Here is a 14,290-nt window from a genome sequence, read left to right on the forward strand (position 1 = left end):
TCATGACCGACGACATCACCAAACCCTCCGACGGCGACCCGAAAGACGCTGGGGCACCGGCGGACTCCACAGCGGTGTCGCGCCGGCGCGCGCTGGGCGGTGCCATGCTGGCCGGCCTCGGCGGCGCCGCCATCGGTGCCATCGGCGGCGGGTTCGCCGGTCACGCCATGGCCGCGGAACAACGTGGCGACGACGACGACACCGTCGATCTGCGCCGCAGTTACCCCTTCTACGGGCAGCCCCACCAGGGCGGAATCGAAACGCCCCCACAGCGTTACGCCATGTTCATGTCGTTCTCGCTGGCCGGCGGAGCGGGCCGGACCGAGCTGCAGACGCTCTTGGCGCGCTGGTCGGCCGCCGCCGCGATCCTGCAGCAGGGTAAGCCGGTCGGGACGGTGCAACCCCAGGTCGAGGTGCAGCCTCCCGCCGACACCGGGGAGGCGTACGGGTTGAGCCCCGCCAGCCTCACCGTCACGATCGGGCTGGGCCCGTCGCTGTTCGGCGATCGCTTCGGGCTGGCGGCCCGGCGACCGGCCGTATTCACCGACCTGCCGCCGCTGAATGGGGACAATTTGGATCCGCGTTTGCATGGTGGCGACCTGTCCGTGCAGGCGTGCGCCGACGATCCCCAGGTGTGCTACCACGCGGTGCGCAACCTGGCCCGCCTCGGCCGCAACATCGTCTCGCCGTTCTGGGCGGTGCTCGGGTTCGGCCGGGCCTCCGCCGGCCCGGGCCAGCACACGCCACGAAACCTGTTGGGATTCAAGGACGGAACCCGCAATATCGCCACCGATGCGGAGTACGAAAAGTATGTCTGGGTCACCAACGGCGACCAGCCCTGGATGAACGGGGGGACTTACCAAGTCGTCCGCAAGATCCGGATGTTGATGGAGACGTGGGATGTCGACCGGATCGGCAATCAGCAAAAGATCTTCGGGCGTACCAAAGAGGAAGGGGCGCCGCTGAGCGGCAAGCACGAATTCGATACGCCGGACTTCGCGGCCAAAGGCGCCGACGGCGACCCGCTCATCGATCCGAAGTCGCACGTCGGCCTTGCCGCCCGGGAAAACAATGACGGCATCATGATCCGCCGACGGTCGTATAACTACACCGACGGCCTGGACGCCAACGGCCAACTCAACGCCGGTCTGCTTTTCGTCTCGTATCAAAAAGATCCCCAAGATTTTATTCGTCTGCAGAACCGCCTGGGCGCCCACGACCTGCTCAACGAATACATCCGGCACATCGGATCAGCTATCTTCGCGGTGCCGCCGGCGCCCGCTGAAGGCCACTACATCGCTCAGAGCCTGTTCAGCTGAGCAAATCTCGTCGCCGGGCAGCGGTCCGGCTGGGGCGCCGCGTTTCGCGCCCGTGAAGTCTTGTGTCGGACCGGTGAATCAAGCGCACCCGCCGTCACGCATCGCCGCCCGGCGCGCACTAACTCCGTGAACCCGCACAATCAGCGAGAAACGGAGAAGTCACATGACCGACGCGCTCGTCATCGACGCCGAAGGCCTGGACCGGCTGTCGTGTAACGCCAAGAGCCAGCCCGAAACGGGCAGGAAGACGCTCAAAGCGAAGACCGTGTGCCACACGGGCTTCCGCAACCTGACCTACGTCCGGGATCTGGCGCCGATGCTGGTGGGCGAGCCGCCCGCGCTGCTGGGCGACGACTCGGCGCCCAATCCCTCAGAGACCGCGTTGGCTGCGCTGGGTTCGTGCGTCTCGGTGGGTCTGCTGGCCAACGCGACGCATCGCGGCGTGACGCTGACCAAGATCGAGGTCGAGATGCAGGGCGACATCGACATTTCCGCGGTGTGGGGCGTCGGGGACACCCCGGAGGGCAAGTACCTGGGGTTCAGCGCCGTTCGCTGCACGGTGAGCCTGGCCGGCGACGCCGACGAAGCCACGCTCAAGGAGATCCACGACAACGCCATCGCCTGGTCGCCGGTGGTGAACACGTTTCGCAACCCGGTGACCGTCGACTCCACTCTGGTCACCGAATGAGCACCGTAGCGCAAAACCGAACCGGAGCACGAAGACCGACCAACACGAAGGCGGCGAGATGACGACGACCACGGACGCAGTGGCCGGCCAGGTGGAGGTCGAACTGCTGGAGGACATTCGGGGTCACGCCGCGGCGTTGGACCGCGGCGAGGGCCACTCCCGTCGCAGCTTCGCCGCCCTGGGAAAGGCGGGCCTACTGGGCATTGGCGCCCCGGGCAACGTCGACGGCCGGCTCCCAGTGATGGCCGAGGTGATCCGATCGATTTCCGGAGCCTGCATGAGCACGGGGTTCTCGTTGTGGGCGCATCGCATGACGGTCGAGTATCTGCTCACCGCCGCAACCGGATTCAGCAGCGCAGCGGTCGAGCCGCTCCTAGCGGGAGCGGTGCCGGGCGTCACCGGCATGGCCGCGGCGTTCAAGGAGGCGGCGGGCTGCGGCAGCGTGGAGTTGACGGCCACATCCGTGCCCGGCGGTTACCGGGTGTCCGGTCCGATCAGGTGGGCCAGCAACCTGTATCCCGACTCCACGATGGTGACCGCTGTGCGCACCGATACCGGCGAGAAGCTGATCGTCGCGCTGCCGCTGAACACGCCCGGGGTGAACGTGGGTGAGCATTTCGATCTGCTGGCCATGGCAAGCACCGCCTCGTCCTACCTGAACCTGGATGACGCGCACGTTCCTGCCGGGCAGGTGCTGTCGCGCGACTTCGAGGGCTTCCTGCAGTCGGTGCGCCCGACATTCCTTGTCCTGCAGTCGGCGATGTGCCTGGGACTGGCCCGGACGGCCCTGGACCAGGCTCGCGAGGGGCTCGGCGGCGTCAACGCCGTGTTCGCCGACGACGTCGACCGGGTCGCGGACCGGCTGGTTGCCGCCGAGGCCACACTGGTGAACCTGGCCGCGGCCGTCGGAGGAGCCGAGCCGCCGACCAAGGAGGCGTTGCTGTCGCTGCGCCTCACCGCCGCCGAGTTGTCAAGCGCCAGCGCCGACTTGGAGGTGCGGACCGCAGGCGGAAAAGGGTATGCGAGCCGAACACCGGCAAGCCGGCGCTATCGAGAGGCGGCGTTCATCCCCGTCCAGTCGCCGTCCGAAGGGCAGCTGCGCTGGGAACTGGCCAGATGCGTCTGAGCGCGGATCGATGGTGACGCCGGTGGCGGTGCCGCCGGAGGGCACCGAATCCGAATACCTGGTCGGCGGGGTTCCGCTGGCCAGCTTGGTGCGTGACTTTCACGCGCCGATGGTGAAATTCGCTCGCACCATGGTGGATTCGGCGACGGTCGCCGAAGAAGCCGTGCAAGAGGCGTGGGTACAGGTGCTGCAGTCCTCGGATTCGTTTCAGGGGCGCTCGTCGGTGAGCACCTGGCTGTTCGGCATCGTCAAACACACCGCCTCCCGGCACCGGCGCCGGGAATCGCGGATCCGCCACCACGAGGTGCTGGCCGCCGACGCCGAAGGCGACGGCCCGCTGTCGGGTCGCATGCACCCCGTCGGTCACCCCGACGCAGGCCACTGGAGCCTCCCGCCGTCGCGTCGATTTCTCCCCGAAGACCAGACGGTCGAAAGCGAACTGCTCGGCTACGTGCGGTCGGCGCTGGACGCGTTGCCCGAACGCCAACGGCAACTGGTCATCCTGCGCGACATCGTCGGAACATCGGCCGACGAGGCGGCCGAGCTTCTCGAACTGTCCGCCGAGGCGCAGCGGGCACTGCTCTACCGCGCCAGGGGAAACCTCAGAACAGAATTGGAAAAGCGGTATCAACGATGACCGTTCATGACAACGCAGTCCCCGCCATCGATTGCGTCGACTTCGTCCGCCTCGTCGACGATCTCGTCGACTCCGACCCGCAGCAGTGGGGACCGATCGTGGCCAAGCACCTCGACGAATGCCCGCCGTGTCTGGTCTATCTGCAACAGATGCTCGACCTCAAGCTCCTGCTCAGCCACGTCTTCGACGGTCAGCAGCTCAGCGAGGACGACGTTGCGGGTGTCATCAACGCGATCAACACCATGAGGAAGGACGAACCACGATGACGATCAACGCTGAAGCGCCGCAGCTTCGAAGCGATGCTGTGGTTGCGGACAACGTGACCGTGTTGCCCTCTTGCGTCAGGGCCGGCGCCGTGCCCGAGGATCCGTTCGAACCACTGTCGGTGGGCGCCATGGTGGATCGGGTAGCGGCCATGGCAGTGGAAAAGGCCGCGCATCCGTGGGCATTCCTGATGCGATCCCTGGTAGGCGGTGTGATGGTGGCCTTCGGCGCGCTACTGGCCCTGGTGGTGAGCACCGGGGTCAAAACACCCGGTGTGGCAAGCCTTTTGATGGGCTTGGCCTTCGGCATGTCCTTCGTCTTGATCCTGGTGTCGGGCATGTCTTTGATCACCGCGGACATGGCCGCGGGCTTTCTCGCCGTGCTCAAGCGCACGCTGAGCCTGCGCGGCTATGTCGCGTTGGTGACCGTCGGACTCATCGGCAACATCGTCGGCGCGCTGGTGTTCGTCACGGTGTGCGCTGCGGCGGGCGGGCCTTACCTCGGCGCGTTCGCCGAGCGAGCGGCCGCCGTCGGCACGCTGAAGGCCGGCCAGCCCTTCTGGACGGCACTGCTGCTGGCCGTGGTGTGCACGTGGTTCCTGCAGACCTCGATGTGCATGTTCTTCAAGGCCCGCAGCGACGTAGCACGGATGGCGTTCGCGTTCTACGGACCGTTCGCGTTCGTCATCGGGGGCACCCAGCACGTGATCGCCAATGTCGGATTTCTGGGGCTTCCCTTGCTGCTCAACCTCTTCCACCCGGTGGCGCCGCGCGGCGCGATCGGCTGGGGCTTCGGCCAGCACGGGCTGCTCACCAACATCGGCATCACCTCCGTGGGAAACCTTGTCGGTGGCACGGTATTCGTGGCGTTGCCGTTCTGGATCATCGCGCAACTGCAGCGGCGCAAGGTCTAGGCGGGGGGCTCACGCAGTATTCCGGTCGTCCAGGCGCACAGCGCCGCGACGTCGCGTCCGGCCCGGCCGACGGTCCGGTCGGGGCGCACGACAGCGGCGTTGGCGCGTCCCCGACGCAACCACGTCGCCAGGGCATCGTCGGGTTGGGGGATCAGGACGACGACACCGCGGCGCCGCAGGGCTGCTTCGTCGGTGGCCGTCGGGCGAACCGTCGTGATCAGTGCGAAGCCAGTGCCGAGCACATTATCGAGGCGTTGACCATCACGCAGCGTGGGATTCGGGCAGAGCCTCCCGCCGAGCCGGCGCGGCAGTCGCGAATTGCGCACGAGCGCAGACGAATGCAGTGCCGGCGTGGTGGAGTCGACGATCCTGCGGCGCAGACCGGGGAGGAAGCGCAGCCGCGGCAGCACCAACCTACGTGCGGCATCGCCCGCGCGGCCGCCGCCGGTCATGGCCCGTCCGACACCCAGCGCCAGCCGGATCATCTGCCGGGTATGCGGCGCGCGTTCCTGTTCGTAGCTGTCCAGTACACCCTTCGCCATGGCCCCGCGATGGACCGCGGCGATCTTCCACGCCAAGTTGGCTGCGTCCCGAATCCCTGCCCCCATGCCCTGGCCGATGAACGGGGGAGTCAGGTGTGCCGCGTCGCCGAGAATAAACACGCTGCCGCGTCGCCATCGGTCGGCGATCTGAGCGCGGAAGGTGTACTCGGCGACGCGCAGCAGGGTCAGCTCGCTGTCGGCGACCGTTCCCACCCAGGGCCCGATCAACGGTCGCAGTGCGGCCAACGTGCCGAAGTCCTCGGTGGTTTCGCCGGCCAACAGCTGGAATTCCCATCGGTAGCGGGCTTCTCCGATGCGCATGTAGGTTCCGGCACGCACCGGGTGGCATACCTGGTGGACGCCGTCCCACTGGCTCAGGGCGGCATCGGTGGCGACGTCGACGACCAGCCAGCGTTGCTGAAAGTTCAAGTCCCGCATCGCGGAACCGATGTGGGCGCGCACTATGCTGTTGGCGCCGTCGCATCCCAGGACATAATCAGCGTCTACGTGGTGGGCGTGGCCGTCGGAGCGGTCGGTGAACGTGACGCGGGCGCTCTCGGCGCCGTTGGTGATTTCGGTGACCTCGGCGTTCCCGCGCAATTGTGCGGTGGGGTAGCGCTTGAGGTTGGAGCGCAGCAGCGTCTCCAGCTCCGGCTGGTCAAACATGTTGGCCTGCGGAAAGCCGTTCGCGTCGCGCGTCTGGCCTCGGTCGAACTGGGCGAGGACCCCGAAATCGGCGCCCAGCAATCGCAAACCCAGCGTGGGCCTGGAGATCGACGCGAACTCGTCGGCGATGCCCATGCGGGCGATGATGCGGTAGATCTCGTCGTCGAGGTGCACGGCGCGTGGCTGGCGGTACACGGCGGACCAGCGGTCGAGCACCAGGCAATCCACGTCGTATTGCGCCAGCAGGGTGGCGGCGGTGATGCCGGTCGGTCCGGCGCCGACTACGACAACCGAACGACGTGGAATGCCCTCGCTATTCACGAGAATCGCACTGTGGCGCGCTGTGTTCCGAGATCGATGGCGCCGTCGTCGGTGCCGATCGACGCCTCGACGATGTCGCCGTCTTGCAGGTAGTTCGTGTTGTCGGCCTGGCGCGAGAAGAAGACCTTCCATTTCAGGGTGGGGGGCAACAGGTTTCCGATGACCTGCAGCGGCTTCGGCGGAGCGCTCAAGGCGGTGCCGGCCGGGGTTCCGGTGAGCACCAAATCGCCGGGCGCGAGTTCCTGGAATTGGGTGAGTGACTGCAGCGCCTGCAGCGGACGATAGAGCATGTCGCGATCGACGAGCGCGTTCTGGCGCTCGTCGCCGTTGACGCTCAACCGCAGCCGCAGATCGCCGAACCGCTTGAGTTCGTCCGCGTTGAGCAGCACCAGCTCCGGGCCGACCGGGGTGAACGTCGGATAGGACTTGGCCTCGTAGAACTGGGTTTGGGGAAGCTGGACGTCGCGCGCCGAGACGTCGTTGGTGACGACCAGCCCGGCGATGAGGTCGCCGAGGTTCGCTTCGGAAATACTGGTGCCGACCGGGATCGTGCTCCCGATGACCAGACCGATCTCCACCTCGTAGTCGAGGAGTTTGACGTGTGGCGGTTTGACGATGTCGTCGAACGGGCCGTTGATCGATGCCGACGCCTTGCGGAAGAACGTCAGTGGCACCGACGACGGGTCCATACCGGCGTCTTTGACGTGCGATTCGAAGTTGGTCATCTGGGCTATCACCCGGCAAGGCCTGGTCACCGGCGAGACGAATCGCAAACCGTCCAGTTCCACGGTGTCGGTATTGTCGGCGGCCGCTTCAATGGCGGCCCGGTCGGCCAGCAGTTCCGCGGTGCTGGTGGCGGCGGTGTCGATCTTCGCGGCGCCCCGCGCGGTTTTGAGCCACCAGGCGTCGGCGGTGTGCAGGACGGAAACAGTCATGAGGTAGGCACTTTCAGTAGTCCGGCTAGGCGGCCGATATCGAATTCGTTATGTCTGCGCAGGGCGGTAGTGATCGAAAACAGTTCATGGCGGGCGGATTTGAGGTCGGTGCCGAGGAAGTCCCTGCTCGCCGGTGGTCCCCATTGGGCCAATCCGGATGCGGTGAACGGCGCCCATCCCGGTTCGAGCGTGTTGTCGAACAGGTCGCCGTCGGCGAAGTGCTCGAACAAGTACCCGTCGGGATCGCGCCAGTAGTCGAAAATCTGGCTGCCCTGAATGTGTCTGCCGATTCCCCAGGAGCGGAAATAGCCACGCTCGCGCAGGTATTCGCCGCCGGCGGCCAGGGCGTCGAGGTCACTGACCTGATACGCCGAGTGGACGTAGCGGTTGGCCGGACCCAGTGCGAGCGCTAGCGTGTGGTGGTCGGTCGGGGTCAGGCCGCGATCGCAGCGGATGAAACTCATCGCCGGTCCTCGGTCGCGCTGGCCGGGAAAGTACAAGAAATCGCTGACGATCATCCCCAGGTTGTCCAGGTACCAGTTCAGCGTTTCGACGTACTTCGTCGACTGCATGACCAGATGTCCCAGCCGCTGCACACGCGCGGGCGCGCGCCGAGGACGCTGGGTTTCGTTGATGCGCCGCGGGTCGGCTCCGAAATTGAGCGGAAGCGGTTGCTGCGCCGGAAGTTCCGGTAATTCGGTCATACCGGCGACCACGCGTACCGGCATGCGACTGGGGTCGACCAGCTCGACCGAGAGGCCGCCGAGGCCATCGGGCAGCGGGCGCGTCGGCGCGCCTTGCGCACCGGCCAACCTCAGCACGTCCGCCTCGTCGCACGCCCGGAACGCCGCACCGGCGAATCGTCGCCTCGGCCCGCGGCGCAGGATAACGCACGGTCCGCCGGGCAGGGTGCCGCGCAACCGCACTTCATCCGGACCTTTGCGGGCCGTCTGAAATCCGAAGGCCCGCGCGAACGCCTCGGCGCGCGTCAGGTCCGGTCGCTCAAACTCCAGCCAGGCGAGATCGACGACCTTGATCACCGGATTGCGTGATCGGCCGGTGTGCTCGCCGGGTAGCGCGCCGTGCGGACTGTGTCCGTCCCGCTGGGCGCCCTTAGTCATGTCCATGGCCATCTCCGTCACTAACTGACGAAATCGTCACATGCGAGTCAACGTTCAGTCAAGCTTTCTGACGGAATCCTCATAACTGATGCATACTGCTGAAGATGAGCGCGATGCCCGATAGTCAGACGCCCAACCGCTTGGAGCGGCGCAAACGGCGCACCCGAGCTGCTCTGATTGGCGCCGCACAGCGGCTGATCGCCGAGGGCAAGGTCAACGTGCCCGTCCTGGAGATCACCCAAGCGGCCGACGTCGGGATGGGTTCTTTCTACAACCACTTCGACAGCAAGGAGCAACTGTTCGATGCGGCCGTCGCCGACGTACTCGACGCGTATGGGGCGATGCTGGACAGGCTCACCGAATCGATCGAGGACCCGGCGGAGACGTTCGCCACCAGCTTCCGGCTGACCGGCCGGCTGTTCCGGCGCCGCCCGCGGGAGAGCCAGATTCTGCTTGCGAACGGGCTGGCGCTGTTGTCGTCGCCCAACGGTCTGGCACCGCGCGCATTGCGCGACATCAAGGCCGGTGTCGAGGCCGGCAGGTTCACGGTGGAAGACCCTGAACTTGCCCTCGCCATGGCCGGGGGCGCGCTGCTGGGGCTGGGCAACCTATTGCGGGATCACCCGGACCGCGACGACGCGCATGCCGCCGACACGGTCACCGAGAGCGTTCTGCGGTTGTTTGGGCTCAGCGCCGCCGAGGCGGGCGCGATATGCCGCCGTCCGTTGCCCGACAGCGCCTTTGACTAGGCGGGGCAGCGTTACACCCTTTCCGCGTGCTGCCGAGCGGGGCGAAACGCGGCCAGCAGCGCTCCGGCGGCGAAGATCGCTGCGGTCAGCCACGGAAATCGCCCGTCGGGGGCGAAGCCCTCGGCGGCGATCAGCGACAGAGCATAAGCCGCCATCGCGGCGCCGGCGAGCATCGCGGTTTCCGCCCAGCGCTCCGTGAGCGGGACGCCGAGCAGGGGCAGGGGGGCAGCGAAAAGTCTTCGCGCCCAGAACAGCAGCGCTATTTCCACCGCGGTCACGACGCCGAGGACGGCCACCCATTCCAGCCGGGCCAGCCACCACTCCGCGCTCCCTTCGGGCGGCTGCGGCAAGAGCCCGGCCGGGTAGCCGACGATCGCCACGATCACGACGGGAATCATGTGCCACAAGTAAAGAGCCATGATGTTGTTGTTGGCGATGGACAGTGCGCGCTCGACGCGCACGGCGCGCAGCGCACGGTTGAGCGCGGGGGCCACTGCTATGGCGATTCCGGCTTGCGCACAGCCGAACGCCAACAGGGCCACGGTCGGTGGCGTCGTGTTGTCGATGGTCTGTCCGGGAACTCCGATCATGCTGACCGGATAAATGTTCAGCCAAACCAGCACCGCCAGCGCTACCGCAGAAACGCCGGCCAGCAGCCAAGGCCTGTGGCCGCCCAATGACCGCCCGTGCCAAGCGATTCCGAGCTGATACAGAGTGCCCCAACCCAACAGATAATTCACCCAGTTGAGGTAGGGCACGTGCCCGGCGAGCCGGGCGGCATCTACCACCGCGACCGCCAGCGCCAGGACAAGCGGCACCAGCAGCCCCCAACGGCGTTGTGCGGCAACAGCAATCGGCGTCATCGACACGACCACCAGATACACCGCCAGGAACCAGAGGTGCATCGCGACCGCCCAGCCTGCGTACTCGAGGATCGAGCCGGCCACACCGCAGGCAGCCAGGACCACCACGGCCACCGACACCAGCCCGGCGTAGACCGCCGTTGGCCCAAGTACCCGGGCCACCCGACGCTGCACCCAGGTTCGACGCGAAACTCCGCCGGTGTCGTGGTGATGGGTCCAGGACACGGCCGCGGCGTAGCCGGCAACCAGGAAGAACGCCGGGACGGCCTGGAAGGGCCAGGTCAGCCATTGGGTCCAGGGCAGGTCGACGAGCGGGTTCTGCCGGCCGAACTGTCCGTCGCGATAGGTCACCGATCCGGCCAGCCAGTGGCCCAGCACGATCAGCACCACACCCGATACCCGGTAGTAGTCGACCGCCAGATTGCGTTGCGGGTTGTTTGCGCGGTCCATCAGTTCGGGGGAAGCTCGACGCGGTACACAGCGCCACGCTACCGTTCAGCACTCAGCGGGGTCTCGCTCAACCGTAGGACAGGAGACATCCCCATGAAACAGGCACAACTCGGCGAGCTACAGGTCGGTCGCCTCGGGCTGGGTGCGATGGGGATGTCGGTGGCCTATGCCGGTGCTGGCAGTGACGATGCGGAATCGATCCGCACCGTTCATCGCGCCATCGACGTGGGTGTCACGCTGATCGACACCGCCGAGGTGTACGGCCCGTACGTCAACGAGGAACTTCTGGCCCGTGCGTTGCAGGGCCGACGCGATCAAGTGGTCCTGGCAACAAAATTCGGCCTGATCTCGCACACTGGCCGCGAGGGTCTCGACAGCAGCCCCGCCAACATTCGGATCGCCGTGGACGGTTCGCTGCAACGGTTGGCGACCGATCACATCGACCTGTACTACCAACACCGACTCGACCGCCAGACCCCGATCGAAGACACGATCGGCGCGCTGGCCGAGCTGGTCGCCGCCGGGAAAATCCGGCACGTCGGTCTGTCCGAAGTCGGCGTGGACACCATTCGTCGCGCCCACGCCGTACACCCCATCACGGCGGTCCAATCCGAGTACTCGCTGTGGACGCGCGATCAGGAAGACGAAATCCTGCCGCTGCTACGCGAATTGGGCATCGGATTCGTCGCCTACTCGCCCTTGGGCCGTGGCTTCCTCACCGGGGCCATCCGCTCCGCACAGGAGTTGCCCGACACCGACTACCGCAAGACGAACCCGCGGTTCTTCGAGGGCAACTTCGAGCACAACCTGCGGTGCGCGGACGAGGTCCGCGACATCAGCTCGGACGTCGGTGCCACGCCGGCTCAGGTCGCCTTGGCCTGGCTGCTGGCGAAAGGTCCTGACATCGTGCCCATTCCGGGAACCAAACGCGTCACCCGCCTGGAAGAAAACGTCGGTGCGGACGCGGTAGAACTGACGGCCGACCAGCTCGCCAGGCTCGACAGCCTCACCCCTCCCGTGGGAGGGCATCACGCCGAGGCGCAAATGGCCTGGATCGACCGCTAGCGGCTGGTGCGGGTACGCGCTAGTCGACGCTGGCCAAAGCCGCTGTGCCATATTTCTTTTCGATCAGCGACCACGGGTCGGCGTAGGGACCGCGCCCCTCGAGCCGGCGCTGAACGAAAAAAATGGCGCGCAGCGCCGGCCGTAACAGTGGCGCAAGCAGCCGCACCACGATGCGCACGCGGCCCTGCGATTCGGCGATCCACTCCAGCGTCTGATTCCAGTCGTGCTCTTGAAAGTCCAGCAGCGCCTGCGCTTCGGTCGTGTCGTACCAGCCGGTGAAACTCCAGCCGCGGTCGTCGGCCGGGTCGCCGGGCAGGCCAGCCGACGGGCCGAGCCGGCCCAGCCCGGCGGCGCTCATCAGGTCGTCCTGCAGGTTGTGCTGCAGCAGCACGTACGTTTCGTTGCCGCCGATGAGCACGACCTTGCCGGAAATCGATGCCGCGCGATCGACGCCGTTGGCGAACGCCAGCGCCACGTCGCGCGCGTCCACCGCGTGTATGCGATTGTCGCTGGGCATCGAACGCATCAGGACGAGGTAGTCGCCGTTGATACTGGCCTGCGTGTCCGGCGAGATGACCCCCGCGAGGCGAAAAAGCGCATAGGGCAAGCCACTACCCCGGATCGCCGCCTCGGCGAGCACCTTGTCCTGACCGTATTGATCGATGGGGTTCACCGGGGTGTCCGGCGTGATCCGCTCGGGCTGACGGTAGGGGTTGCGCGATCCGTACACCGCCGCGCTGGAGGCGATAAGAAATAGCGGCGGGTGGGGGAGCGCCGAGCAGGCCGTCAAGAGGTTCTCGGTGCCACCGACGTTGACGCGCCGGGCCAGTCCGGGGTTGCGGTATGACGGCGGGGACACGATGGCGGCCAGGTGGACGATGGCCCCGGGCTGATGGGCGGCGATGAGCTCGCTCACCGCCTCGGCATCCAACAGATCGGTGTACGCCGGAATCAACGTCCCCGGGTGCCCACCGCCGGAGAGTTGCCTTTCGACGGCGACGGTGTTGTCGTTGCGCAGATCCATCGCGACGACGGTTCGTCCCCGTTCCAGCAGTATCTGCGTGCAGCGCTTACCGACCTGTCCAAATGCGCCGGTGACCAATACGGTGTCGACGGTCATGGCCGCCTCACTGCTCCATCAGCCGGCCGGCGATCTTGCCGATCGCGGTGCGGACTCGGGCAGAGACATAGATCGAGAAGAACGGCGTCACGATGTCCTCGCGGAGCCGAGTTAGTTTGGAGCTCTTGATAAACCACTGGCCGGCGACGCTCTGGTAGGTCTCGTGGTAGTGGCCATAGCCGACCAGGGTGACGCCGGGCCCGAATCGGACAACGTCTTGCAGAGCCCATATCCCGCGCGCGGTCGTCGACGAGGTGATCTCGATTTCGGGGGTGTGGACCTGGTGGGCGGTGGGTTGCGTCGGGCGGCCAAGGGCGCGACGGGTGAAGGCCACGAAGTCGTCGGCGCCGGAGATCACCTTGCCACCGGCTTCGGACGTGTCGCTGACGAAGTCGTCGGTGAAGAGGGTCCGCCAGGCCGCCCAGTCCTTGGTGTCCAGGTAGCGGCAGTAGCGGGCCTTGAGTTGCTTGATCGATTCGATCGCCGGCAGCGTGTCGTCGATCAGGCCTTCCGGCGTCATTGCGGCTCGATTCTTTCGGTACGCGTCCTCGCGTGACGTTTCACTGGCGAAGTGTAAACCCGTCACCCTTTGAAGTAGACGATCTGATGTGTGGTGGCCAGCAGCCCGCCGTCGCGCGCCCACACTTTGGCGCTCTGGTCGAAATAGCCGCGGGAGAAGCGGTTGGCGTGGGCGGTGGCCAGCACGAAGTCGCTCGCGACCGCGTCGAGTTGGGACTGATCGGCATGAAAATACGTGGTCAACGAGATGGTGCCGGACGGGAGGAAGCCGCCGCGACGCAGGAACACCCGCGGATAGAAGATGTCACACAGCGCCGCGAGGGCCGGATAGTCGACCGGGCGCCCCGCGCCGTCACGGACCCACAGCGTGGAGGTCGACGACGCGCTGGGCTCCGCGCCTTTCGGCGGCATCGCACCTTCGACGTAGCGCATGTCGTAGAGGCTGGTCCATCGGACGAGGCCCGGATCGACCGCAGGCACCTGTTCGGGGCCCGGCGCGCTGGGCGGGTGGCCCTCGGTGTCGGCCCAACTCTCGCGCCCGAGCGCGAAGATCGCGGTCGCCGTCGTCTTGACCACATCGTCCTGGCTGAGCTCGACGATCCAGTGCTGATTGGTGCGGTTGGTCCGCGCCGCCCGCACGGTGACGTCGAAATCACCCTCGGCGATGGGGGCCGCGTAGTTGACGGTCAGGGCCAGCGGGTCCCCGATGCGGTCGGGGTGTCCCTCGACGGCCCGCAGCATGACGGCGGCGGTGATCCCACCGAACGGGCCGACCATGTTGGCCCACTCCGGGTGGGTGCGGCCGCGGCAGACGCCCGCGCCGATCGCGTCGAGCTCGAGGGCTTCGTCGAAGGGATGTGCGCCGGTCATAGTGATCGACCGCAGATTACTGGCGGGCGGCCTCACTGCCGAACACGGGGTCGTGACATGTGGTCCGCAGCGACCTCCATCGGTTGATTCACTCTGACGGCGCTCATTCGCGCGGCGGTGAA

The 14,290-nt window shown here is 66.6% G+C and carries 15 protein-coding genes; 8 read left to right on the forward strand and 7 right to left on the reverse strand.

Translation table 11 applies throughout. From position 1 onward, the window contains the following. The first annotated feature begins 2 nt into the window (after positions 1-2). From efeB to AC5Y30_RS03220, 6 genes are all read left to right on the forward strand, one after another. Positions 3-1,319 carry an iron uptake transporter deferrochelatase/peroxidase subunit gene (gene efeB, locus AC5Y30_RS03195; protein WP_499916210.1) on the forward strand — a complete coding sequence of 439 codons (1,317 nt, stop codon included), beginning with the start codon at positions 3-5 and terminating at the stop codon, positions 1,317-1,319. A 163-nt stretch (positions 1,320-1,482) separates the two neighbouring features. Further along, entirely contained in the window at positions 1,483-2,007 is a 525-nt protein-coding gene (locus AC5Y30_RS03200; RefSeq protein ID WP_499916212.1) for an OsmC family protein, read from the forward strand. A 58-nt stretch (positions 2,008-2,065) separates the two neighbouring features. After that, the gene (locus AC5Y30_RS03205) at positions 2,066-3,133 is read left to right on the forward strand and encodes an acyl-CoA dehydrogenase family protein (RefSeq protein ID WP_499916214.1); all 1,068 of its coding nucleotides are present in this window, start codon (positions 2,066-2,068) and stop codon (positions 3,131-3,133) included. Between the two features lie 10 nt (positions 3,134-3,143). Beyond that, the gene (locus AC5Y30_RS03210; protein WP_499916216.1) at positions 3,144-3,770 is read left to right on the forward strand and encodes an RNA polymerase sigma factor; all 627 of its coding nucleotides are present in this window, start codon (positions 3,144-3,146) and stop codon (positions 3,768-3,770) included. Continuing rightward, positions 3,767-4,036, forward strand: coding sequence for a hypothetical protein (locus AC5Y30_RS03215; protein ID WP_499916218.1), 270 nt, complete (start codon positions 3,767-3,769; stop codon positions 4,034-4,036). The genes AC5Y30_RS03210 and AC5Y30_RS03215 overlap by 4 nt, the downstream gene beginning before the upstream one ends. Then, on the forward strand, positions 4,033-4,947 hold the full coding sequence (locus AC5Y30_RS03220; protein ID WP_499916220.1) for a formate/nitrite transporter family protein: 915 nt from the start codon (positions 4,033-4,035) through the stop codon (positions 4,945-4,947). Before AC5Y30_RS03215 ends, AC5Y30_RS03220 begins: the two co-directional genes overlap by 4 nt. Here the strand turns inward: AC5Y30_RS03220 and mhpA are convergent. Genes mhpA through AC5Y30_RS03235 form a run of 3 tightly spaced genes read right to left on the reverse strand, consistent with a single transcriptional unit; the run spans position 4,944 to position 8,538 of the window. After that, a complete protein-coding gene (gene mhpA / locus AC5Y30_RS03225; protein ID WP_499916222.1) occupies positions 4,944-6,476 on the reverse strand; it encodes a bifunctional 3-(3-hydroxy-phenyl)propionate/3-hydroxycinnamic acid hydroxylase MhpA in 1,533 nt (510 codons plus the stop codon). The genes AC5Y30_RS03220 and mhpA overlap by 4 nt on opposite strands. Further along, a complete protein-coding gene (locus AC5Y30_RS03230; protein ID WP_499916224.1) occupies positions 6,473-7,411 on the reverse strand; it encodes a fumarylacetoacetate hydrolase family protein in 939 nt (312 codons plus the stop codon). Before AC5Y30_RS03230 ends, mhpA begins: the two co-directional genes overlap by 4 nt. Then, entirely contained in the window at positions 7,408-8,538 is a 1,131-nt protein-coding gene (locus AC5Y30_RS03235; RefSeq protein WP_499916226.1) for a VOC family protein, read from the reverse strand. Before AC5Y30_RS03235 ends, AC5Y30_RS03230 begins: the two co-directional genes overlap by 4 nt. Before the next feature lie 98 nt (positions 8,539-8,636). Here AC5Y30_RS03235 and AC5Y30_RS03240 point away from each other — a divergent pair, with 98 nt between their 5' ends. Next, positions 8,637-9,281: a TetR/AcrR family transcriptional regulator gene (locus AC5Y30_RS03240; RefSeq protein WP_499916228.1), complete on the forward strand. Its 645-nt coding sequence runs from the start codon at positions 8,637-8,639 to the stop codon at positions 9,279-9,281. Between the two features lie 11 nt (positions 9,282-9,292). Here AC5Y30_RS03240 and AC5Y30_RS03245 read toward each other — a convergent pair whose 3' ends face one another. Beyond that, complete coding sequence (locus AC5Y30_RS03245; RefSeq protein ID WP_499916230.1) at positions 9,293-10,594, reverse strand: acyltransferase family protein; 1,302 nt, start codon at positions 10,592-10,594, stop codon at positions 9,293-9,295. 93 nt (positions 10,595-10,687) lie between these two features. Between AC5Y30_RS03245 and AC5Y30_RS03250 the strand changes: the two genes are divergently transcribed. Further along, positions 10,688-11,659 carry an aldo/keto reductase gene (locus AC5Y30_RS03250; RefSeq protein WP_499916232.1) on the forward strand — a complete coding sequence of 324 codons (972 nt, stop codon included), beginning with the start codon at positions 10,688-10,690 and terminating at the stop codon, positions 11,657-11,659. Between the two features lie 19 nt (positions 11,660-11,678). Here AC5Y30_RS03250 and AC5Y30_RS03255 read toward each other — a convergent pair whose 3' ends face one another. The 3 genes from AC5Y30_RS03255 to AC5Y30_RS03265 all read right to left on the reverse strand — a co-directional run bounded on the left by AC5Y30_RS03255 (position 11,679) and on the right by AC5Y30_RS03265 (position 14,168). Then, positions 11,679-12,779 carry an NAD-dependent epimerase/dehydratase family protein gene (locus AC5Y30_RS03255; protein ID WP_499916234.1) on the reverse strand — a complete coding sequence of 367 codons (1,101 nt, stop codon included), beginning with the start codon at positions 12,777-12,779 and terminating at the stop codon, positions 11,679-11,681. Positions 12,780-12,786: 7 nt separating this feature from the next. After that, positions 12,787-13,299, reverse strand: coding sequence for a nuclear transport factor 2 family protein (locus AC5Y30_RS03260; RefSeq protein ID WP_499916236.1), 513 nt, complete (start codon positions 13,297-13,299; stop codon positions 12,787-12,789). Positions 13,300-13,361: 62 nt separating this feature from the next. After that, the gene (locus tag AC5Y30_RS03265) at positions 13,362-14,168 is read right to left on the reverse strand and encodes an acyl-CoA thioesterase (protein WP_499916237.1); all 807 of its coding nucleotides are present in this window, start codon (positions 14,166-14,168) and stop codon (positions 13,362-13,364) included. Between the last annotated feature and the right edge of the window lie 122 nt (positions 14,169-14,290).

The sequence above is a fragment of the Mycobacterium sp. NGS27 genome (assembly GCF_059813005.1).

Coding starts and splice junctions, on each gene's coding strand:
- AC5Y30_RS03205 (WP_499916214.1), top strand. CDS start 2,066: ATGACGACGACCACGGACGCAGTGGCCGGCCAGGTGGAGGTCGAACTG.
- AC5Y30_RS03245 (WP_499916230.1), bottom strand. CDS start 10,594: ATGGACCGCGCAAACAACCCGCAACGCAATCTGGCGGTCGACTACTAC.
- AC5Y30_RS03210 (WP_499916216.1), top strand. CDS start 3,144: ATGGTGACGCCGGTGGCGGTGCCGCCGGAGGGCACCGAATCCGAATAC.
- AC5Y30_RS03215 (WP_499916218.1), top strand. CDS start 3,767: ATGACCGTTCATGACAACGCAGTCCCCGCCATCGATTGCGTCGACTTC.
- AC5Y30_RS03260 (WP_499916236.1), bottom strand. CDS start 13,299: ATGACGCCGGAAGGCCTGATCGACGACACGCTGCCGGCGATCGAATCG.
- AC5Y30_RS03265 (WP_499916237.1), bottom strand. CDS start 14,168: ATGACCGGCGCACATCCCTTCGACGAAGCCCTCGAGCTCGACGCGATC.
- AC5Y30_RS03255 (WP_499916234.1), bottom strand. CDS start 12,779: ATGACCGTCGACACCGTATTGGTCACCGGCGCATTTGGACAGGTCGGT.
- AC5Y30_RS03240 (WP_499916228.1), top strand. CDS start 8,637: ATGAGCGCGATGCCCGATAGTCAGACGCCCAACCGCTTGGAGCGGCGC.
- AC5Y30_RS03250 (WP_499916232.1), top strand. CDS start 10,688: ATGAAACAGGCACAACTCGGCGAGCTACAGGTCGGTCGCCTCGGGCTG.
- AC5Y30_RS03230 (WP_499916224.1), bottom strand. CDS start 7,411: ATGACTGTTTCCGTCCTGCACACCGCCGACGCCTGGTGGCTCAAAACC.
- efeB (WP_499916210.1), top strand. CDS start 3: ATGACCGACGACATCACCAAACCCTCCGACGGCGACCCGAAAGACGCT.
- AC5Y30_RS03200 (WP_499916212.1), top strand. CDS start 1,483: ATGACCGACGCGCTCGTCATCGACGCCGAAGGCCTGGACCGGCTGTCG.
- AC5Y30_RS03235 (WP_499916226.1), bottom strand. CDS start 8,538: ATGGACATGACTAAGGGCGCCCAGCGGGACGGACACAGTCCGCACGGC.
- AC5Y30_RS03220 (WP_499916220.1), top strand. CDS start 4,033: ATGACGATCAACGCTGAAGCGCCGCAGCTTCGAAGCGATGCTGTGGTT.